The organism is Paenibacillus sp. UMB4589-SE434 (genome assembly GCF_030226685.1).
GTDB lineage: Bacteria > Bacillota > Bacilli > Paenibacillales > Paenibacillaceae > Paenibacillus_B.
Map to the genome: position 1 here is coordinate 2240945 of NZ_JASOYK010000001.1, position 22002 is coordinate 2262946.

Below are 22002 nucleotides of genomic sequence, written 5' to 3' on the forward strand. Positions count from 1 at the left end.
TATATACTTGATATTAAAATGATTGGTATGCTCGAAAAAATATGGTAATATGTAGGTGGTAGATTGGCAAACCGTTTATGAATATAACAATAAGCGAGGTGTACCAGTTGACTGTTATCTCCAATCTAACGATGACACTAGGGGAGCTGATACGACATAAACGACAACAGAAACAAATGACGCTGGCACAAGTTTCAGATCTAACAGGCGTCTCTAAAGGTACAATATCCAAAATTGAAAATAAAGAAATAAAATTACGGGATTACAAAGTCGCCCTGGACCTTGCAACTGTGTTGGATATCCCCATTGAAGATGTAACTGAGCGGTATATAGAGGTAGAAAGGAACCCTGACTATTTGCTAGACGCGCTCGGACTAGCTATCTCTCAATCAGCCTCGACGTTGTTAACGGCTAAGATCGCTGCCCAATTCCTCACTACTAACCGAGAACCGACAGAAGACTCCTTGCAGAAATTATACGAGTTCACCACCTCTTTGCAAGATAATTCACAAAAACTGGCCTTGTATCAAGTCATTAGCAAGATTGCTGATGATCACAGCGTTCGGCCACTTCTAGCCAAATCATTACTCCAAACATACCTCATCCAGAGGGACAACTTTAAGAAGTTACGAGAATCATATACAAGAGGAACAGACCTTTTACACCACGCACGATTCCTTCAAACGGAAGATCAAATTCTCTATTATTATAAGCTTGGCGCCCACGCATACCACTTGGGAAAATACAGAGATTGTATTCGTTTTTTTAAAGAACTAGAAGCGCTGGACACGTCTGATAGTCCGTCTAAAGCACATGCAGTCTGTTGTATGGCCTTTTGTTATTGTTTAACAGGCCAGTATGAGCTGACAGAAGAATATATAAAAGCAGCAAATAAGTTCAACTTTCCATTTGTCCAAGAACACGTGGCCTTTACGACAGCCAAGCTAAACGTTAAAAAGGGCAATATTGATCTTGCTATTATTCAATTTGAACACTGTTTAGATAGTTACCTCCCTAAAGTGGCTGTTATGGATGATCTACTCGATTTATACTTGCAGCAGCACAATTTAGCGGCAGCCGAGCAATTATTTCACCACGAGCATGATTTTGAGGACATTACGCTAGTGGATAACCCCGCCCTTGTTGCTAAATACGCAAACTATTACGCCACTAAGAGCCGATATTATAAATTTATAATGGATCAGAATCAAACGATACACTACCTCCTAAAAAGCATCATGCTGTTTATTTCGGTTGATCGACGTTCTAATGTCTCTGAGGGCGCAGGGTTACTACTAAACGATCTATGTAAAAGTCCCAAAACACTTGATAATATTGAAATTATAGATAAAATTGAGTTGGTAGCATCGTATTTAAAAATACTTGATTACGAAGAAGGAGATGTATCATGAGAAACAAATTTAATGCCCTATTAATGGTCGTTGCTCTCACTCTTTCCATCGCTGCGCCAGTCGTTTCAAATGCATCCTCAAACCATGCTGCAGAACAAGTAATCATCTCTAACATCATTATTCCTTGGTAAACAACAAGACTAGACATAAATCTATAAAAACAGACACTAAAAAAGTGTCTGTTTTTGCTTTTGTCCCATTTTTTTTTGCATTCAAGAAATTTTTGAAACTCGTGATATACTTACCCCGAGGAGAGCAGTACTGACACATAGCTGGTGGGCGAATGGGGGTTCGCCCATCTCCATAAGGGGTGAATATAGTGAATGAGAAGATTGAGGACTTGCGGTCCCTAATGAACGGATCGTATAGAGAAGGCACTAGTTTGACCGATGGTAAAATGCTAAAGCTAAGTCAGCGCCTGGATAAGATTCTGACCAACTATCATCGATCAACACAGAAGCGTGTCCCTACCGGTTAACGATAAAAATGGAACAACAGCATATAGGATTAATAACATGTGAACACGTAATCATTCCAATACAGCGCAAGTTCATGTACCTCTATTAATGGGTAACGCCAATGTATTAATATCCGGTCTCTGAGGAGGCGGGCAAATAAAAAAGTCCTCCTGTGTAAGGAGGACTTTTATTGTAATCGTAAGGTGCCATAGGCTCTTGCGTAGGGAAAGGCGTTCGAATGGAGTGAGACGATACATTGTAGGCTTGAGGCGCCAGAAATTCAAATAGAAGTTTCTATCCACGCACTCGTGTAGAGTGCGACAGCGGGCCCCTACTCTCACAAGGCTTTTCAGCCCCAAAAGTGCGAATCATCGAAATAGGCGTCAAACTTCACTGACAAAAAGGGTCAAAAAGCCTGAAAATCCTTATGTAGCAAGGGGTGCGAATCCCCTAGGGATTTTATGTGCACCTGGGGTTCGCACCTCATTTTCATTTAACCTCAACTCACATCTAGTATCTCCCATTACTTCCAGAGAAACAAGGCCCCATTTATCAATATCACCTTGCAAAGCTTGCAACCACTACATCAGTATCTCGCCTAAACAACCGTCATAACTATCCCCAACCCAGGTAATTCGTAAGACGCTACACATTTACTTAATTGCATTTAGCCTCGCAATAGCCGCTTCAGCAGCTTCCATAACAATCTCCCCTAGAGTAGGGTGTGCATGTATGGTAAGCGCAACGTCTTCCAAAGTTGCCCCCAGCTCAATAGCAAGCCCCAGTTCTGCAATCAAATTGGAAGCCTCTGTCCCCACGATTTGAGCCCCAATAATACACCTTGTTTCCTTATCAGCTACTATTTTCACGTATCCTTCACCTGCCTTCAACGCCAAAGCCCTTCCATTTATAGCAAAAGAAGATCTCCCCGTAATCACTTCTTTCGATCGTGCTTTCGCTTCGGACTCACTGAGCCCCACACTGGAAACCTCTGGATCGGAAAAGACTACATGTGGTATGACTTTGTAATCCACCTTAGTACGCCGATTCATTATGGCTTCGACCACTACCTTAGCTTCATAGGACGCCTTGTGTGCTAGTGCGGGACCCGCTATCACATCGCCAATTGCATAAATATGTGGGATATTCGTACGACACTGCTCATCAACCTGAATCAAACCTCGATCCGCCAGTTCGATCCCTGCACGATCAAGTCCTAATTTTCCATCCGTATTTGGCCGCCGCCCCACCGTTACCAGCACGTATTGTGCGGTGACCTGCCGTAAGTTTTCTTGCTCCTTAAAATAAACAGTAATCTGCTCATGAGTCGGTTCCATTCGATCGGCTACTGCGCGCGTATAAATATCGACGTGTTTTTCTTGCAGCTTACGTACAACAGGACGAATCAACTCTGACTCGAACCCAGGAAGAATCTGCTCCGCACCTTCCAATATCGTTACCTTCGTGCCAAATTTAGCAAAGGTTTGACTCAATTCGACTCCGATATATCCCCCACCAATAACAATCAGGCTGTCGGGTACTTGATCCAATGCTAATGCATCTGTAGAAGACAAGATCCTATCCCCAAAAGGGAAAGCTCCTAGTTCAATGGGCCGAGAACCAGCAGCAATAATACAATGTTTAAACTCAATCCGGGTGTTTGATTCAACACCTTTAACCAGTACCTCATGCTCGTTTATAAAGCTTGCATCTCCATGGAATGTTGTTATTAATTTGTTGTTTAACAAGAAGGCCACGCCATTTGACTGTTTATCTACGATAGACTTCTTAAAGGATTGTACTTGTGAAAAATCAACCTTGGCTTCTGCTCTTATTTCAAATCGATGGGCTTCTGCAATTAAAACTTTGGAGGGAATACATCCCACATTGGTACAGACGCCCCCTATACGATCTCGTTCAACAATTGCTACATGCAGTCCATGGTCCGAAGCGCGTTTTGCAGCTGTGTAGCCCCCCGGGCCAGAGCCAATAATCAATACATCAACCTGTGTTGCTGCGTTTTCCACTGTCAAATCGTTCCCCTCGCTCTCGCTGAATGTTTGCTTTGTTTGTCAAGTCATGCACCAATCTCCGTCATAACCACGGCAAGGCCTCTGCTGCTTGTAATTAAAACCCCAATTCTACAGATTAAGATTGACAGCAAGCCAGCTTATTCGTAAAATTGATAGAGACAGGTCTGTATCATTATGGATATGATCATACAGACAGATCTGTACCATGTCAATTGTTTTTGGAGGAGGATTCTTTTAAAGTGACTATCATAGATAAAAAAGAAACGGCTAAAACAAGGATTTTGCGAGTGGCATCCCATTTATTCTATCGCGAGGGTGTACGTGCTGTGGGGATCGATCGGATTATAGCTGAATCCGGCGTTGCCAAAGCAAGCTTTTACCGCAATTATGCAACTAAAGACGATCTGGTTGTGGCCTATCTGGAACAATTTTATGATGCTTTTATGAAACCGTTCGATGAAGTTAAGGCACACAATCCTGAAGATCCCATCAAACAGCTTTATGACTTGGTCGAGTGCCTTGGGGCCCGAATCGAGAAGCCTGGTTACCGCGGATGTCCATTTGCCAATACGGCAGTTGAATTTCCTAATCCAGATCACCCAACCTGTGAAATAGTTACGAGGTATCATAGAGATACACGGCATAACCTTGCGCTTGCTGCCGAGCGAGCCCATGCAACAGAGCCGGACATTCTATCTGACCAATTGTTGATGTTATTTAATGGCGCGCTGATAACGGCATACTTGGATCGGGCTTCCTACAACGCTGAACATTTTCTTCATGCGGCTAAACTGCTGATTCAGCAGCAGCTTTTATAGCTATATCTGTTGGCGCTGCCTGACCTCATTACATGTAGAAAGGGTTGTGTCTTATGAACAAGCGGCTCGTACGTTATCAGAACATCATATGAAATGAAATACAGGCATCGCGGCCTATTGAGCAAATGCTAGGAATATAGCAATATATCCTGTAGAAGTTACCCTGGGCATGTACGACTTGCAACAGAGACAGTCCTGACAGAAGGTAAGGTTATCAAAAAGGCGCAGCCATAAGCCACGCCTTCCTATCTGTATCTACTGGACATCTCTCTGACAGGGGCAGTGTGCAAACACCTCGTTTAACGTCCTCATTAGTTTTACGTACGCTGCCTTTTATTTTGTAATTGTTTTAAACAACACCGTCTGTTCTGTAATGCCCTTCTCAGCCGCAAATCGTTCAATACTGGATGCACCAAAGAATCCATCTATCCCTTCCGTTCTTGCCATGACGTACGCTGCATCTTCGGGCTCGGCAATCGGACCTCCATGACATATGACCATAATATCTGGATTAACGGCTTTCCCTGCTTTAATAATTGCTTCAATCTTCGCTACACAATCATCCAACGTAAGTGCTGTCTTGGCTCCAATCGTACCCTTGGTTGTTAACCCCATATGTGCGACTAGTATATCTGCACCTGCTGCTGCCATTGCTTTGGCTTGCTCCGGATCAAAGACATATGGCGTTGTGAGCATATCCAATTCATGTGCTGTTCGAATCATGTCTACTTCTAAATCGTAGCCCATACCTGTCTCTTCTAAATTTTGTCTAAATACTCCATCTATCAAACCTACAGTCGGGAAATTTTGCACGCCATTGAACCCTTGATCCTTTAGTTGTTTTAAATATACTTCCATCACTCTAAAAGGATCGGTTCCGCACACACCTGCTAATACGGGTATATTCTTCACAACGGGTAATACTTCAGCCCCCATCTCAACTACGATCTGATTGGCATCCCCATAAGATAAGAGTCCTGCCAATGATCCACGCCCCGCCATTCTATACCTTCCAGAATTGTAAACGATAAGCATATCAGCTCCACCAGCTTCACTGCTTTTCGCCGTAATCCCTGTTCCAGCTCCTACTCCCAGCAGAATCTTTCCATTTTTAATCTCTTCTTTAAACTTGGCAATGATTTCTTTCCTCGTATTTTTATTCATCTGTAGATCCTCCAGAAAAAGTGTAATTTCATATTGTATTGTTATTCCTATTGCCTGCGCACACTCCAATGCAACGCTTATTTGCTCATTAATTCGATTAGTTTCTGCGCAGCTGCTTCTGCAAACTCGACATCATTAATGGCACAATCCATTTCTATGAGTTCAACGACATTTCGGTTTATCCCCTGTCTTAACGTATCAAATAACATCTGATCTTCTTTTTGGCCGTAGAACACTTCACCCTCTACATCAATTCCTGATATGCCTTTGAGGGGCAGCATTAAGACGGTTTTTTCTTGCGCCATATTTAGTTTTTCCACCAGCTTTTTGCCGATGACTTCGTTTTCTTCTACAGTTGTTCTCATCAGAGTTACGGTAGGATTGTGCTTGTAGAACGTATGCCCGGCAAATTTCTCCGGTACCGTATCGTAAGGGCCAAAGTTGCACATATCCAATGCGCCTACGGATACAACCTGAGGAATATGATTTCGACCTGCTGCCTCTAAACGATGAGGTCCCGCATTCAAAACGCCGCCAATAATCTCATCCGCCCACTCTGTTGTGGTCAGATCTAACACCCCTTCAATAAATCCAGCCTCCACAAGAGCTTCCATCGATTGCCCGCCTACACCAGTGGCATGAAATACAAGCACTTCATAGCCTCTAGCTTCAAGATAGTTTCTGGCTGCCGTTACACATGGAGTGGTTACGCCAAACATCGTTGCTGCGATCAATGGCTTTTTTTCAAACTCTTTTGTATTTTCAAATTTAACCATACCTGCAATTGCAAATGCTGCATTCGTAAAAATCTTTGTAGAAATGGAATTAAGCCCTGCAACATCAACTACGGACGGCATCATCACAATATCACTTGTGCCTACGTATGGAGCCGTATTCCCTGATGCTACTGTTGACACCATCACTTTAGGCACACCAATCGGCAAGGCCCGCATCCCGGGTGTTACAAGCGCAGTCCCACCCGTTCCCCCAAAGGAGATAATCCCATCAAATTTACCTTGTTTATATAGTTCAGGTATCAGTTTTTCCATGTTTTTTGACAATACTTCTGTTGCTAAAGCTCTGTCTTTCTTGTCAGCAAGCGTTTGCATATCCACACCTGCGGCTTCAGCTACTTCTTGGTTTGATACATCGGGTGTAAATGTAGGCTCAAACACACCTGTGTGGATGGTAAACGTATGAAGTTCTAAGCTTTCAAGCAAATGTTTGATATATAAATATTCATCACCCTTGGTGTCAAAGGTTCCAGCAATTGCGATTGTCTTCAATGGATTAACCTCCCTTTACATATAGATGATCCAGCCTGTACAGGGCTAAATAATGATTTCGAGAACGTTCTCCATAAAAAAAGTATGATTAACTATGCATTAATCATACTGCTTTGATTTATTTATGAAAACGCCTTTATGTCTTGTGTTTTTGTGTTTATGTTAGATTTATATTGTTTCGGGGTGCAGCCTTTGTACTTTTTAAACATTTTGCTAAACTGTGCGTAGTCTTGATATCCAACTAATGGCGCCAGCTCTGATAATTGGATATTTTCTCTGTCCAATATTTCGGCCGCTTTATCAATGCGGAACTGCACGATGTACGTTTGAAAGCTGCAGCCTACTTTTTTAGTAAACAAACTACTTAAATAGCTTCTAGATACATGAGCCACCTTGGCTAGATCTATAAAAGATATCTCATTTCTATAATTCTGGGCTACATATTCCTTCACAAATTCAACGTAATCATAGTGCTTTGTAACGCCATCCAACATTTTAACCATTAGGTCATCTTCATCCAGCTTTCCTGATCCCTTAAAGGCTTTTGTAATATTGGTAATGGACTTCTCTGATGGAATCCTCTCAAAAGCTGATCCCCCGATGTAACCCATTAAATTGTCATTGTTGCTATACATATACTGTACATCAATTGGTGTTTTCACAGGACCGCCATACACCAGCTTAATCAGATCCGACTTTAACTCATTGCATGTCTGAAATATTTGGGCCGCTTTGACCTTGGCTGCTTCCAAGGAAACTACCTTTTTGGCTCCCAACAATCCGCCTTCTGTTAGGCCTAAGTGGGCACAAATCACATCAGCTCCCGCCTCGACCATTTGAGCGGCTTGTATGTCATCAAATACAAAGGCAACGGTAAACAGATCTTTTTGGTGGGCTATTCGGATCGCTTCTACTTCAAGTCGATAATCATTCCCATCTTCGCTGAGCGCTTCGCTAAATTGACCATCAATTAACCCAACAGTAGGGTAGTTGTTAATGCCGGAAAACCCCATGTCTTTGATTTCACTGATGTAAGCTTCCATATCCTTGGTCGGATCAGTCGCATTTAAACCAAACAGAATAGGCATATCCTTCACTAACGGGATAATCTCTCTAGGAGCAAAGTCCATGACCATATCATTGCTATTACAAAATGGCAAAAAACCAGCAAGTGAACTTCGCCCCATTTGGCGGAATTTCCCTGAGTTTAAGATCAGAATGAAATCTGCCCCACCCTGCTTCGCATACTTGGCCGTTATGCCTGCACCTGTTGCCACTCCAATAATATGATTGCCCATATTGATCTGGGAATGGAGATGTTCCAGAATTTCTGCTCTTTTCATACTTCCAAATCCCCTTATTCCGTTCCCCATTCAGATGATTGTAAAAAAATAGCTGCTATAGTTTCGCGGTTAATTTACTTAGCAATTTTTCTCCATCCGTTACGGATATTTTGTTCTTTTCGAGAAAGGGATAAACTTCATTTAAGTTAGCTGGTCGGTAGCCCGGACCATCACAGCCGCAAGAATGATATTTAAAACCATGTTGAAAGAGGATTTCAACCTTTCTCCACTGCTTGATATCGGATTGCTTCGGGGCTTTAAAATCATGTCCCATATCGTTCATAAGCTTTCCACATTGCGGGCAGCAATGCTTCATTTGATTTCTTTCTTCTTCCGTCAACTCATACCGAGAGGTTTGCTTATATACTTTCCGGCATGCAAAGCATGCATAAATATCTTTGTACGGACCATAAAGTCCATATCTGCACATAATCGTCAACTTCTTTCTATGGTTGTATGATAGGTAAAATAAAAGCCTGATCGGATCTGTCATTTGTGAGAGGAGTGCCAGATGCGGATCATATTCATCAGTGTAAATATCTCAATCCTTGACACATCGTGACGGGAATACCCCATACTTCACAATCTCGCGGCTCGTATACTCGTTCCCGCACCCACAATTTAGCCGTTCTCGGCTGGATCTCTGTGCAACACAATAGTTAGCGTACGATTTTCGCGTTTTGCTGTCTCCACTCATTTTTAATACTATCTTCAATCGGATGGGAATGGTTCGTTTCCATCTTTTTTTGTAGCAGCGCTTGTTTATGTTACCGATACGAATACCGTCGGGATACCTACAATAGGGTCAGTCCGTTTTTTTGAAAATATTTTTAATTAAAGAAAATAATTTATCAAAGAAGTCACTTAGATATTTGTTGACTAGAAAACCTACCCGAGCAAAGAATAGCTAAATAACTATTAAAAGCACAAATAGTGTAAGTCCTAGTTCTATAGATTCCATTTAGATACAGCGTCTCCTGTTCATTTATGATTATATACATACCATGCCCTTCAAAAGAAAGTCTTGTTTTATAGAAAGAAAAATTTACACTTTCGTATTATTAGGTCTGCTAGAATTACGTCTATTTACATTTATCAAAAATATGTTGGGAAATAAAAAAAGGAGGAGGTTAATCCAATGGTAAGAAAATCTAGGAAGATCCTAGATATCTAAAAAAAGCAGATGCTTTTTCAGATGATTCCGTTACTGTTAACCTTAATGGAATAGTTCTCTAGCTTCGTTTGGTTTATGTACTAGACTACAAATGTTATAGTATACAACTATTCTTGGTGGATCGTTTGAATTATCTTATGAAGTAAGTGCAAATTACTCGTGGAACAAATTACTTCTGCAAATAATGTAACCGTTTCAGTAATAGATAACGATAATAATTTATTAACAGCTTTCATAATAGCTAGTAAAAATGTTGGAGCTAAAGTTACTAGTGCCGGCGAAAAATTGAACTGAAAGCTACTGTTCAAGTAGATTCATGGCTATCAGTTGGAAACAAAGGGCTTGTTAAGGTACTGAAAACAACAGTTAATACAACAAAGGAATGGAATACTACACATATACCAGGCTGCATTTAGTAGAATATCAAGCCTTGGTTTGGCTCCAATTCTGGGTTACGATCTGTTAGATCGAGCCTTTTTATTGTTTGGAGAACCCACGCGAGTTATTTTACTAATTGGAGTCGATCCAACATTTTAACGGTTTTATATGGTAAGCATTAGTGGATATGTATTTACTGGGTTCTAGACGACATTAGCGGACATTGCTAGAGTAGAGAAAATCAACTGTTGAAGAGCTTAAATGTCCGTGGCTTATATTCCCTTTAAACTGTTGGCGGTCGCCCTTCAGGTATTCAAACCGAATATTCCCTCTAACAATACACAATTTAGCCGTTCTCAGCTGGATCACAATGAGACACAATTGTTAACGTACGTTTTTTTGCGTTTCGTTGTCTCTACCCCAACCATAGGGTGTGTTAGTCAAAGTCGGCCACATACCGACTTTTCTTTAAGTGCGCCTAGCATGGGCACTATATACACGCTTATAAATAATTTTGATGTTAAATATTCCCCCCGCCCTAAAGGGAATGGGCCATGCCATGAGGGACATGGCATGGCAAAGCTTCGGCAATATGAACCGCTCGTCAAGGTTACCATACAGCAGCTGCGCTGACCTCGACGACTCAATTTTCAGCACCGTGACCAGCGGCTAAGATAGGACCTAATTTTGATTTTGGGTAGTCAGTGACTTATTTTGTTCTGTCCTCATTCAGATTAAATTAGTAAATTTTCAGATTCAATGTTGAACGTAGAACGCTTGCTATGCAAAGCTCGCGACGCACGTTAAAGTTTCTATCCACACTCGCATAGAGTGCGACACTTGATGTTCTAGCAGTTATAGCCATAACAACGTTTCTATCCACGCACTCGCATAGAGTGCGACTACCTAACACTTAGGTGCGCGGGCGCAATCTGGCGTTTCTATCCACGCACTCGCATAGAGTGCGACAAGGATCGGTGTTTCTCGGATCTGACTTGTCTGCGATTGTTTCTATCCACGCACTCGCATAGAGTGCGACCTCGGCCGCGCTGCTGATCTGGAGCGCAAACAAAAAACGGTTTCTATCCACGCACTCGCATAGAGTGCGACCCGACATCCGCGACCATCTGTCATCATTTTATGTGGATGTTTCTATCCACGCACTCGCATAGAGTGCGACCACGCTCTTTGTTCGTCTTCATGACGTAGATCAGTTTCTATCCACGCACTCGCATAGAGTGCGACGCTCAGCAAATGCGACCAACTCATTATTGTTTTTGTTTCTATCCACGCACTCGCATAGAGTGCGACAGCGGACCTAAAGCGCCCTACTCCCACAAGGCTTCTCAGGCCCAAAAGTGCGAATCCCAAAAATCATAGTCAATCTTCGCTGACAAAAATGGTCAAAAAGCCTGCAAACCCTTATGTAGCAAGAGGTGCGGATCTCCCGGGGATTTCATGTGCACCTAGGATTCGCACTCGTATCTATTTTATCAAGGCTCAACTCTAGTATCTCCTATCAACATCAAAGAAACAAGTGCCGTCACCTTCTCTGCCGAGAATACAGTTAAGCTTCTATTTTTATTTCCATGTGCTGTTCCGCTCACCAACCTCTGTCGCAAACAACTAAAATAAAGCTGCTCCGATTTAACATCGTAACAGCTTTAGGTTTATTTCTTCACCTTATAAAATTCATGGTACAGCTTCATCAGCGCTCACTTCTCAATCCGAGATACATAACTGCGGGAGATCCCCAGTTCCTTTGCTATCACGCGCTGCGTCTGCTCTTTCTTCCCCGCCTCCATCCAATTCAAAGCGGCCGCGATTAGCCTCTTTCTCCGTAAATAGTTATATATTTTCACCCCGTGTTTTACTTTATTTTTTCCTACAAACTTGCCGTCTTTGTTAAAGCGAATTTCTTTCAAAATCCATCCCTTCTGAAGCCAGTTAATATGCTCCCATTAGGTCATGATGTCACAACGCAAATAGCCTGCAATCATGAGAGGCTTATCTCTCACTCTTACAGGCTTTTCCCCTTGAATGGCAATCACCGCTTCACCTTATAAAATTCATGGTACAGCTTCATCAGCGCTCGCTTCTCAATCCGAGATACATAACTGCGGGAGATCCCCAGTTCCTTTGCTATCTCGCGCTGCGTCCGCTCCTCTCCGCCTCCATCCAATCCAAAGCGGCCGCGAATAACCTCTTGCTCTCGCTCATCTAATATGTCGAGATTCCGATAAATCTTGCTCTTCTCGATCTTCAACTGCACCTTCTCAACGACATCGTCGCCATCAGTACCGAGAATATCGATCAGTGTAATTTCATTCCCTTCCTTATCCGTTCCGATCGGGTCATGTAGGGACACATCCTTGCGGGTCTTCTTCAGACTCCGAAGATGCATAAGTATTTCGTTCTCGATACAACGTGCGGCAAAGGTCGCCAACTTCGTTCCTTTGTTCGGCTGAAAGCTTTCAATCGCTTTAATCAAGCCGATCGTTCCGATCGAGATCAGATCCTCCAGATCCTCGCCGGTATTGTCAAACTTTTTGACAATATGAGCCACCAGACGGAGGTTATGTTCAATAAGCATATTACGCGAGTGAGCGTTACCTTCGGCCATGAGCAGCAAATGCTTCATCTCTTCGTCCTCTGCTAACGGCTGCGGAAAAGCATTGTTTTTAACATAAGACACGAGCAATGACAACTGTTTAATAAAAATTGCAATCGCTGCAAATAATCCCGTCATGTCTAGTCACCTCCAGAGTCTGACGACGTTGTGTAGTACAGCTTTGCCCTGCACGATCAGGGATTTCAGCCCGATCACGCCAAGCACAGTTATACATTGTATGTAGGCGGTGGCCCAGAAGTGCATGTACGGCAGGAATGAGCGGTTGCAAAATTGTTGAGCACTATCGTACCAAGGCACAAAGCATTTGCCGGATACCATTGACTAAAGCAAGAAGAGGAGAGAGTCTACCGCGTCTGGCCTTTTTGGCGTGTGACCCTAGAAAAACAAGCATTTTATCCCTGTTTTTTGACTCTACTATTAAAGTCTGACAATCTGGAATCATAACTGAATTTCCCCCTCTCCCGAGCTTCCGCCATCCATGAATACATTAAACTGCCTTTATCTCCAACTAAAAAACAAGGCTGCCGTATGTAAGCGGCAGCCTGTTCATAAAAATATCCTGTTGTTAGACTTGCTGCCACTCGCCTTCATAATCCGTGACAATTCCATTTTCATCCACGTATACTTTAGCAGTGTACCCGCTCTCTATTGACTTATAAATATAAGTATTAGCTCCCACTCGCTCATACTGCTGCTTCATCGGCTGAATCGTTAATTCAGGAAACCGAATCCTTGCCGCATCAAATTGGGCTGACTGCCCTACTTCCAGCTTCAAGCGTTGGATAGGCAGCAAGTTGGTAGCAGGAGTAACACCGATATCGATATCTTTGATGCCATTTAACTCAGAGAGCTCAAGGCCATTTAAGGTCCAACGGTTAAGGTGATCTCTTTCCACGTTTAACGTTGTATGCCCCTGCTCTTGCTGCACACGGACTTCAACTTGCCTCGTGCTGCCGTCCTGATCACAAAGCACTGTATATTGGACTGAGAACCTGCCATTATCATTGGCACAAATAAGATTGCCTTAGATCCTCATAGCCGCTCCAAAAGTTACCTCACAGTACTCCATCCCATGATCAGGGACCCGTTTCCATATGACATGATGTACCATGTATTATACCCTCTTAAAACAGACCGAATCTTTTTTTACATACATTTTTGCGGTCCACCTGTACAATCTCGTTTACCTCGATCTTGTTCAGCTTGTCAAACAAATCATCTACGCCATGCTTAAGCTTGAAATCCATTTCTTCTTTATACAAAGGTATGAGGCCGAAGAAATGAACTTCCTTTTCCTCTGACAATGGCAAACTAAAGAAAGCTTCCAACTCTTCAATTGTGGTAGGAATAGTCAGCATCATCCCCGCCAGCTTGGTGTTGTCCGCAAAAGGCTCAGCTGGATCACCGTTCGGGATCGTATGTCCGGCATACAGCCAAGTATCATACTCATGCGGCATTCTTGCCAGCGTCTTCAACCAGCGGACAGGCCAATAGTTGGCCTCATCTTGAAACGCCTCCTCAGATACTTTCCATGAAGCCGGCAAGCAGATCATCAATTCCGCATATTTAAAGTTCTCTGCTCCCTCTGGAACAGTCATCGGGAGATTACTCATCCCACATGTCACCAACGTATAGTAGTTACGTTCCGGTGTGGGCGACACAATAAGAATATCTAAGTGAACAAGATCCGAGATAATCTCATGAAATACACCCTCAACTGGACCAATATAAGTTTCCACATGCTGCGTGATCTTTTCAATCGCTTCTTCATTCCCTGCTGCCAACTGGAATTCATGCTGTCTGGTTTCATGACGGTAAATCGGTTGTCCTGACGCAGATAGTTCTTGGCTACTCATAGGAGCCTCCTAGTAGATATGTATTATGTAAGGGCAATCAAATGTGTAGAATAGGCCCAACTACTAATGTACTATGATTTCCCCGTCATGGAAATGATTTCTTTTATTTTTGTGCATCAGCTGCCTCATTCAACCCACAACCACCTGCGGCCATGAGAGCTTAGTCCTGTACATTTTACCCTACACTTTGCCCATATAACTGCGTGTTAAGTTAGGCATTGTCAGTACACCGTCTTTGTTATACTTGTAAAATAGTTCGGTGATCGATTGAACAAACCGCTCATAATGCACATCTTCCTGATGAGGTGCGTAAGAAGCGGACAAATTACGACCGATAAAGCCATTCAGGTCAAAGGTCAAGTGATTCTCAAATTGCTTATATTCATACAAACCATTTTTAAAAAATTGTCCATATCGCTCAGGAGTTTCCTCAATCCCTCCACTAAAACCTCGAAAAGGCGGACAAAGCCGCTTGCAAATTGCTGCATTTTCTTGCACAAGATCACTTGCTGCATCTCTGCTGTTCCAGACCAAAGCAACGTTCGCGTCTTGTGTTAAGATGCGTTGGCATTCCTCTCGAAATAACCTCACAGCAAACCAATGGAATGCTTGCGCTACTGTAATCAGATCCACGGAGAGATCTGGAAGCGTCGTTTGCTCGGCTGTACCTGGTACGGAAGTATATTTTGTGTAAGCATGCAATTGCAGTTCGGCTGTCTTTCTCATCTCTGCATTGGGCTCAACAGCAATGACATGTACATCGCGCTCTAGGAGCTGCTGCGTAAGAATTCCTGTACCCGAGCCGATATCAGCGATCGTATTATTACTTGTTAGCTCATTGATATCCATTAAATAATCAATATACGCCTTTGGATATCTCGATCGGTATTGGGCATAGATTGATGCTTTCCCAGTAAACTTATCAGCATTTTTCATGACTCACCCTCCTCTCTTCAACTCGCCCGACTCTTACGGTATGCTAACAAAATAAGCTGACCTGTTTACACAGCATCAGCTTATCGAATAACCCCTAGGAGACATATTAGAAAATATTTGCTACATTAGATGAACTATTGCCTACTTGCCAAGCAGCTTCAAGCAGACAGGCTTGTTTGGAATCTCTAAACGTACGCCAGTATATTCAGGTATACCCTCATTCAGCTTAAATAAGGTGACCGAATCTGAATTCTGATTAGCCGCGAGCAGGTAAGTGCCATCTGGTGCAAGTGCAAAGTTGCGCGGGTAAGCACCCTCTGTTCCCGTGTGAGCAGCAAGAGATACGGTCCCGTTTGCTTGAATGCGGAACACCGCGACACTGTCATGCCCACGATTCGAACCATATAGATACTGTCCTTCAGGATCAATATGAATGTCTGCGCAATACGATTCTCCGTCATATCCTTTAGGCAGTGTGCACACGGTCTGAAGCGCCGTCAATGACCCATCTTCTCGCGAGTACTGGTATGCAGCTATCTTGGAGTCTAATTCGCCAATCGCATACACCCATGGCTCCGTCGGATGGAATACAACGTGGCGAGGTCCCGCTCCACCTTCCGTTGGTGTCGTCGATTGCAGCTCCAACGTGCCGTTTATCGGATCGAGCTTGTACACAAACAATGCATCGCAGCCTAGGTCAGGTACGATCCAGAATGGAGATTGCGGCATTGGGAAAATGGAATGCGGATGTGGCGCTTCTTGGCGGTCAAGACGAACACTGCTGCCCGCATGCTGCACGTGATGGCTCATCTTCTCGATGGCACCCTGTTCATCAATCGGATATACACATACATTCCCGCTTGAATAGTTTACCGCAAGCAGCCATCTGCCAGACTCATCTACACTTAAGTGACAGGGATGATCCCCTTGGGTCTTCTGTCTGCTAATCTCCTCTAGCAGTCCGGTTGACGGGTCCAACCGATACGAGACAACGCTGCCGTCCACCGTCTCGCTGGCGGCATATAAGAAATGTCGCTTCGCGTCAATGGTCAAAAATGAAGGACTCTCAATACCTGCAAAGCCTTGCAGCAGATTCAAGCTGCCCTGCTCGGTGTCCAACGCCAATAGATGAATGCCATCCTGATCCTCAGGGGAATAAGTGCCAACATACGTATAATACATACTCATAACAGCTACCTCTCCTCTCTACTTCTCACTATGTACAACCAGTTCCAATACAGTCGTCCTCTTATATGTAGATTAGATAAGACGACAGGAATATGATCAATCCGTGGGACCTGTCTAATTGTCCCTGTTTCTCTATCATACTATAAAGTTAATGATTAGGAAGGATATTCATTCCATCACCGATATTGCCCCTTATGTATCCCACATAGCTACGTCAGCTGCTTAATAAAATTGTTACCCTACAGGACAAAAAATAGAGAAGGTAGTCTGTAAAATTATTATGTATGAAATAAATGAATAGTCTTTTCTAATGGCCACTTCACGTCTGCTTTCTATCGTATTTAAATATGATATTCCTCTCATAGAAACACACGTTGTAAGCCGTTTGCTTACCTACAAGATTTATATGTTAAACTATTGATAGGACCTCATAACGTGGAGGTTTTTATTATGTCTGGAGGAGATTAGATGAACATGCTCATTTTCAAATGTAACCGCAATCATATAGGAGGTGAAGTCTACTATGAACCATAGCGCCACTTCCACCCAAATTAGGCAGCATGTCCAACGTCAGCTCATTGCGTTAGAGGAAGAGAAGCAGGCATTTCTAGATGCGGTCTTTCCCGCATTTGGAGACAAGCGCACACAAGCAGAACAGATTGTGACACGTTATTCTTCGTGTATTCGAGAGCTGCTCAACCTGCCTGATGATCAATTGTGCAAAGTGATACTGATTGGCAGCCAGGTTAGAATCACCTATCTAGAAGATCACGATATGGATTCCTTTACCATCGTCTACCCGCAGCATGCGGAGCCCAATGAGAATCGAATTTCATTCCTGTCTCCTATGGGGAGACAACTGCTTACTGCGACTATCGGAAGCATACTGACAATTGATACACCAGCCGGAACAATTGATATTCGAATTGACAAGGTCACCTTTACTGCAGAGGACATCGAGGGAGGATGTCAACATGAACGTTAAAGCAGCAGACCTGCCAGGTATCGGCCGGAAATATAGTCTGCATACCGCAGTTGGAGACACACTGGTTATCATTGTGCATTTGGATGGTCGACGTGACCTCTTCCATATGAAAGCCGATGATCCTGATGAAATGCAATCCGTTGTTACGCTGGATGACAAAGAAGCAGGCACTGCAGCCGCCATTATTGCCGGCTTAATCGATTAGCTACAGAGGGGCCGCTGCGCTCGCCTTTTTTGGCAGAGCATAGTGGCTCTTTCCGTTATATTCTTCTAACGTCAGATATAAGTTGGATGAAGCAAGTTGAACAACCAGATCCAGCTTGTTCTCATTCCAAATGATCATCATGTTATAATGGACGAACGAATATTCATCTTGAAAGGGGCTAGCTGATGACCAAAGATACCGCCTTAGTGTTAGGTGCGACAGGGTTAGTAGGCAGCGAGCTTATGGCACGAATTCATGCGTATTATAAACGTGTCATTGTGTTAAGTCGCCGACCTGTCATCGTTCCCTTTCCTAATGTTGAAGTACACACGATAGATTTCGACCGTATGGACCAGTATGCTGCATTATTTCAAGCAGAAGACGTGTTCTGCTGTTTAGGAACTACAATCAAGCAAGCCAAGTCAAAGGAAGCATTTCGTAAGGTAGATTACATTTATCCCTTGCAAGCTGGGAAGCTTTCAGCTGCGGCACAGGTTCGTTCTTTTACAATCATTACAGCGATGGGGTCCAGCTCGAAGTCAGCATTTTTCTACAGTCGTGTCAAAGGGGATTTGGAAACTGGACTGCAAGCACTTCCCTTACGTGCGCTTCATATTGTACGGCCCTCGCTAATTATAGGTGCGCGTCAGGAGTTCCGACTCGGAGAGCGAGCTGCAGCTGCCATCAGTCCCCTCTTATCGCCTATCCTGCGCGGCCCACTATTAAAATATCGCCCGATTCAAGCTTCTATCATAGCAGAAGCAATGCTGTATGCAGCAAGCTCAGGTCTTGGCGGCACGCACATATATCCTTCTGACCAACTGTGCAGCATGGCTGCTCAAATAAATAAATAAGGATGATAAGCACTTCAGTATGCTGCTGTGAACAGGCGCAGCGGAAGTGCTTTTTGACGCGCGTACATCTCATCCAATTTCCCGGCAGTATGCCTTCGTCCATCTTTTTATTTCTCGTATGCCTTCGAGCAGCCTTCCGTCGCTGAACACGAAATATGCAACCTATCGATAGCTGCAGCAAGCACGGCGTAATTCGGATAAATATATTCAATCGTTGCTATAATCCATCCCCTATCGTTCAAAATCACCTTTAATTCGTCCTTATCGGTCTTTTATCGTTATACACCCCTGCTGCCACGCGCTATGATAGACAACATGAAGCATCGCTTCATTCTTTCAATCGCTGAGTGCTCTAGTTACAGAGCAGCGGGGGAACCATTCAGGGTCCACGATCCTACATTGGGGTGAATCCGGTAGTCTCTACTGGTAGGGCGACTCCATCGCCCGAATCCGTCAGCTAACCTCGTAAGCGTTACAGGAGAGACTTGCAGATAGCTGCTCTTGTTACAGACCACCTATTTGCATCATGACAAAGTCTGGAGGGATGAAGATGGACGAAATCCATACATCAGCACACACCATTAACCGCATTGAATTGTATCAATTAGCTAGTATGTCACGCTTGTCCGCAATTGAAACTGATACACAATGCAGGACCGCATTGCCGATCATGATTATTTTAAAAGTAGTAAGTGGGGAAGCTCAAGGCTGGGGAAAAGTTACCCTGATGCCTGATGATTCTCATTTTGATCTTCAGCGCTGGGCGCGACAATTAGAACGGTTAAAGGGCAAATCAGCAATAGGTGCTTTGCTGCTGTTGGAGCAAATGAGAACTTCATGGTGTGAGGAGAAGGTACAGTTAACCGAGCTAGCACTAGCGAATCTGTTGCAGCATTCATCCTATCGTTATTGTCCGCAGCAAAGCATGCTTATCACCCACTGCCAAGCCTATTACGGAACCATCTAAAGCAGCAAAAATGAATCTTTAAAATGTCTACTAGCAGATTCACGCATCAGCAGGACTGAAGCCCATAGCCGCAGTCCTGCAACTGTTATTTTAAATGACAGCGTCTTCCTATGGCTTATCCGGCTGCCCTGCATATTCCTCATACGCTACACTCGCCAGCAGTTCGTCCCACACCTCATCATTCAGCTGCTCTGTGTCTATAGAAACAACACACACATGTTCCAAGTTCCAATCTATCTCTACGATTCCAAGATGATCCCCATGTAAAACAAGCAAAATATGAAATTGATGTCTGACATAACTACGCAGCTGCCTTTCAAGCTCGACAACTTCCTCATACGTCCCATCAATACGAATAAATAACAACCATGGTAATACCGCTGTTTTCTCCAAAAAGCGCTGTATTCGGCGATCGTACATCGCTTTAACCTCGGGATAGGATACCAGATGCTCAGGTGAATTGAAGTCTTTCGGGTAATCATGAACAGAATAAATATCGTATACACGATCCCGTAACATAAGACATCGATCACCTTGGTCATAACCTGTAAATTCAAGGTTGTCTAGTTCCATATATCCTGCGAATCGATTGCGCAGCAACAAGTTAACGTTCGATAGGTGTACGGAGCGATTCCAATCTAGCATGCCTCCGAACTTTCTTAATCCGAGTCGATGCAACTGAATAGCTACTAAACATTTTCTCCCCATACTATATATTGCATGATAAGATCGTGCTAATTGTTCCCTCTTCATCGTCGTCACCTCTTGTCTCAATCCGTATACTATACTGTATGACGGCTTGGCTAAAAGGTACGGACTTCCGTCTCATTTGCTTTATTAACGGTCTCGAAGCGTCTGTGTTAATCGTTCCATACACCGCTCGAAAGAACGAAGCTCACTGCTGGTAAACTCTCCTTTTAACTCCATATAAATAGCTTCATGTATCTTGGCCTGCGTTTCATAGGCGATTCGCCCCTTGTCTGTTAAAGACACAAGAACAATTCGAGCGTCTGACGGATGTGTATTACGGACGACAAGCTCCTTTCGTTCCAAACGAACCATCATTTGCGAGACGGCTCCCTTCGTAACGCACAGCCGGTCAGATAACTCACCCATTGCCACACCTTCATGTTCCCCAATTGCTTCAATAGTATGAACTTCGCTGAGGGATAAATCGTTTAGATCTCCGAAAGACTTCGGATATCGCTCCAATCGTCGCAGTTGTAATATCAGCCGTCCAATAGCAAGATGTTCAGTCATAGTAACCACCTTTCCAGCCAAATAAATAATATGATGTTCTCTGCTTAGAAAATGGGGGGTGCCTCTTCCGCTTGGTTCATCCCTTTTACCTGCTGATGGGCATGATCTCACTATCTATGCTCAATTTGTAATGTGCGTAATCTCGTACCCTTACAAACTCGCATTTCTCATACAAAGAGAGAGCTCCCCTGTTAGAATGGGATACGCACAGTTGAATATCTTCTATTGAAGGATAATGAAATAAAAATGATAAGGCTTGACGCAGCAGCTTACTTCCGATCCCTTTGTGACGATAACGTTCATCAACCGCAATGTATTCAATTGTACCTTCACCGAACTCGGCATTGGCGCTCGCATAAATATAACCAGCCATCTCACTGTTCTCACGGCAAACAAATAAGGCATGTTGGTCATCTATACTCTTTATCAGGCTTTCAGCACTCATGTATGTACCCGGAAAACAACTCTCATGAAGAGACACAAAAGCAGCCTGATCTGTTGTCTTATATGGCGAGCTTGTCTGTTCTTCTTTAGCAGATAGCCACTGCGCCCGCTTCAATTGAAGAACGGAGTGAACCCCGGTACACTCTCCTCCAAGCCATTCAAAAATAGGAATACCAACCCTATTACGCGTATCATAGAACCCTTCTACCTGCGTAACTTTCTGCCCCTTTGCCCATATTAGCTTATTAATATCTTGCCATATTGCATGTAAGAGAGCCTGATTCGTTACATCGTCCTCTCTCACGAAGGGACCCCATAATTCTACTGCTCCATTGTCAGCTCCTATATCAAGCCCACAAATACCAATGATACTCCCTGCTTCCTCGTAAACGACAAAACGTTCATCAAGTGAACTATCAGCTGTAATTTCTACAATTGCTGCCGCTATTTCATCGCATTTGACACCACAATAACCGACATGCTGTTCCTGAATTTGGTTGCATGTCTCGATGAAGGCAGCCATTTCCTGAATGTCTTCCGCCTTGTACTTAGCAGTCTTCAGCAACAATATCACATCCTATTTTTATGTTGACGAACTCCACTCTTATT

The 22002-nt window shown here is 43.5% G+C and carries 22 protein-coding genes, 1 pseudogene, 1 CRISPR repeat array and 1 riboswitch; of the genes and pseudogenes, 8 read left to right on the top strand and 15 right to left on the bottom strand.

Annotated features, from left to right (window positions below; translation table 11 throughout):
- Positions 1-131: 131 nt before the first annotated feature.
- The 3 genes from QP775_RS09395 to QP775_RS09405 all read left to right on the top strand — a co-directional run bounded on the left by QP775_RS09395 (position 132) and on the right by QP775_RS09405 (position 1890).
- On the top strand, positions 132-1412 hold the full coding sequence (locus QP775_RS09395) for a helix-turn-helix domain-containing protein (protein WP_285105784.1): 1281 nt from the start codon (positions 132-134) through the stop codon (positions 1410-1412).
- Entirely contained in the window at positions 1409-1543 is a 135-nt protein-coding gene (locus QP775_RS09400) for a hypothetical protein (protein ID WP_275444794.1), read from the top strand. The genes QP775_RS09395 and QP775_RS09400 overlap by 4 nt, the downstream gene beginning before the upstream one ends.
- 188 nt (positions 1544-1731) lie before the next feature.
- On the top strand, positions 1732-1890 hold the full coding sequence (locus QP775_RS09405; RefSeq protein ID WP_239332784.1) for an aspartyl-phosphate phosphatase Spo0E family protein: 159 nt from the start codon (positions 1732-1734) through the stop codon (positions 1888-1890).
- A gap of 633 nt (positions 1891-2523) precedes the next feature.
- Here QP775_RS09405 and lpdA read toward each other — a convergent pair.
- Positions 2524-3903 carry a dihydrolipoyl dehydrogenase gene (gene lpdA / locus QP775_RS09410; protein WP_285105384.1) on the bottom strand — a complete coding sequence of 460 codons (1380 nt, stop codon included), beginning with the start codon at positions 3901-3903 and terminating at the stop codon, positions 2524-2526.
- Positions 3904-4142: 239 nt separating this feature from the next.
- Here lpdA and QP775_RS09415 point away from each other — a divergent pair, with 239 nt between their 5' ends.
- Positions 4143-4721, top strand: a complete 579-nt coding sequence (locus tag QP775_RS09415; RefSeq protein ID WP_285105386.1) for a TetR/AcrR family transcriptional regulator — start codon at positions 4143-4145, stop codon at positions 4719-4721.
- Between the two features lie 333 nt (positions 4722-5054).
- Here the strand turns inward: QP775_RS09415 and QP775_RS09420 are convergent, their stop codons facing one another.
- The 10 genes and pseudogenes from QP775_RS09420 to QP775_RS09465 all read right to left on the bottom strand — a co-directional run bounded on the left by QP775_RS09420 (position 5055) and on the right by QP775_RS09465 (position 16678).
- Positions 5055-5885: a phosphoenolpyruvate hydrolase family protein gene (locus QP775_RS09420; protein ID WP_285105388.1), complete on the bottom strand. Its 831-nt coding sequence runs from the start codon at positions 5883-5885 to the stop codon at positions 5055-5057.
- Between the two features lie 77 nt (positions 5886-5962).
- Positions 5963-7171: a Tm-1-like ATP-binding domain-containing protein gene (locus QP775_RS09425; protein WP_285105390.1), complete on the bottom strand. Its 1209-nt coding sequence runs from the start codon at positions 7169-7171 to the stop codon at positions 5963-5965.
- Between the two features lie 122 nt (positions 7172-7293).
- Entirely contained in the window at positions 7294-8514 is a 1221-nt protein-coding gene (locus QP775_RS09430; RefSeq protein ID WP_285105392.1) for a phosphoenolpyruvate hydrolase family protein, read from the bottom strand.
- A 55-nt stretch (positions 8515-8569) separates the two neighbouring features.
- On the bottom strand, positions 8570-8944 hold the full coding sequence (locus QP775_RS09435) for a hypothetical protein (protein ID WP_285105786.1): 375 nt from the start codon (positions 8942-8944) through the stop codon (positions 8570-8572).
- Positions 8945-10937: 1993 nt separating this feature from the next.
- Positions 10938-11377: a CRISPR direct-repeat array (repeat unit 32 nt; unit sequence GTTTCTATCCACGCACTCGCATAGAGTGCGAC).
- A gap of 404 nt (positions 11378-11781) precedes the next feature.
- Positions 11782-11871 (bottom strand): annotated as a pseudogene (locus QP775_RS09440) (helix-turn-helix domain-containing protein); the annotation flags it as partial.
- Between the two features lie 242 nt (positions 11872-12113).
- On the bottom strand, positions 12114-12815 hold the full coding sequence (gene sigK, locus QP775_RS09445) for an RNA polymerase sporulation sigma factor SigK (protein WP_028544861.1): 702 nt from the start codon (positions 12813-12815) through the stop codon (positions 12114-12116).
- Between the two features lie 448 nt (positions 12816-13263).
- Positions 13264-13713 carry a putative glycolipid-binding domain-containing protein gene (locus QP775_RS09450; RefSeq protein ID WP_285105788.1) on the bottom strand — a complete coding sequence of 150 codons (450 nt, stop codon included), beginning with the start codon at positions 13711-13713 and terminating at the stop codon, positions 13264-13266.
- Positions 13714-13822: 109 nt separating this feature from the next.
- A complete protein-coding gene (locus QP775_RS09455) occupies positions 13823-14554 on the bottom strand; it encodes a suppressor of fused domain protein (RefSeq protein ID WP_285105395.1) in 732 nt (243 codons plus the stop codon).
- 180 nt (positions 14555-14734) lie between these two features.
- The gene (locus tag QP775_RS09460) at positions 14735-15490 is read right to left on the bottom strand and encodes a class I SAM-dependent methyltransferase (protein ID WP_285105397.1); all 756 of its coding nucleotides are present in this window, start codon (positions 15488-15490) and stop codon (positions 14735-14737) included.
- A gap of 141 nt (positions 15491-15631) precedes the next feature.
- On the bottom strand, positions 15632-16678 hold the full coding sequence (locus QP775_RS09465; protein ID WP_285105399.1) for a lactonase family protein: 1047 nt from the start codon (positions 16676-16678) through the stop codon (positions 15632-15634).
- A gap of 523 nt (positions 16679-17201) precedes the next feature.
- Between QP775_RS09465 and QP775_RS09470 the strand changes: the two genes are divergently transcribed.
- Positions 17202-17663, top strand: coding sequence for a GreA/GreB family elongation factor (locus tag QP775_RS09470; protein ID WP_239332810.1), 462 nt, complete (start codon positions 17202-17204; stop codon positions 17661-17663).
- Complete coding sequence (locus QP775_RS09475; RefSeq protein WP_285105401.1) at positions 17653-17868, top strand: cation:proton antiporter regulatory subunit; 216 nt, start codon at positions 17653-17655, stop codon at positions 17866-17868. The genes QP775_RS09470 and QP775_RS09475 overlap by 11 nt, the downstream gene beginning before the upstream one ends.
- Here QP775_RS09475 and QP775_RS09480 read toward each other — a convergent pair whose 3' ends face one another.
- On the bottom strand, positions 17869-18009 hold the full coding sequence (locus QP775_RS09480; RefSeq protein WP_285105403.1) for a hypothetical protein: 141 nt from the start codon (positions 18007-18009) through the stop codon (positions 17869-17871).
- 44 nt (positions 18010-18053) lie between these two features.
- On the opposite strand from QP775_RS09480, the gene QP775_RS09485 reads away from it, so the two are divergent.
- Together QP775_RS09485 and QP775_RS09490 are read left to right on the top strand one after the other, a co-directional pair.
- Positions 18054-18722 (top strand): NAD-dependent epimerase/dehydratase family protein, encoded by a 669-nt coding sequence (locus QP775_RS09485; protein ID WP_285105405.1) that lies wholly within the window; start codon positions 18054-18056, stop codon positions 18720-18722.
- 331 nt (positions 18723-19053) lie between these two features.
- Positions 19054-19209, top strand: a riboswitch (cyclic di-AMP (ydaO/yuaA leader).
- 63 nt (positions 19210-19272) lie between these two features.
- On the top strand, positions 19273-19689 hold the full coding sequence (locus tag QP775_RS09490; protein WP_239332818.1) for a hypothetical protein: 417 nt from the start codon (positions 19273-19275) through the stop codon (positions 19687-19689).
- Between the two features lie 108 nt (positions 19690-19797).
- Here the strand turns inward: QP775_RS09490 and QP775_RS09495 are convergent, their stop codons facing one another.
- The 3 genes from QP775_RS09495 to QP775_RS09505 form a co-directional block, all read right to left on the bottom strand.
- On the bottom strand, positions 19798-20442 hold the full coding sequence (locus tag QP775_RS09495; protein ID WP_239332820.1) for a DUF1796 family putative cysteine peptidase: 645 nt from the start codon (positions 20440-20442) through the stop codon (positions 19798-19800).
- Between the two features lie 84 nt (positions 20443-20526).
- Entirely contained in the window at positions 20527-20949 is a 423-nt protein-coding gene (locus QP775_RS09500) for a MarR family winged helix-turn-helix transcriptional regulator (protein WP_285105409.1), read from the bottom strand.
- 85 nt (positions 20950-21034) lie between these two features.
- On the bottom strand, positions 21035-21958 hold the full coding sequence (locus QP775_RS09505) for a GNAT family N-acetyltransferase (protein ID WP_239332824.1): 924 nt from the start codon (positions 21956-21958) through the stop codon (positions 21035-21037).
- Positions 21959-22002: the final 44 nt, after the last annotated feature.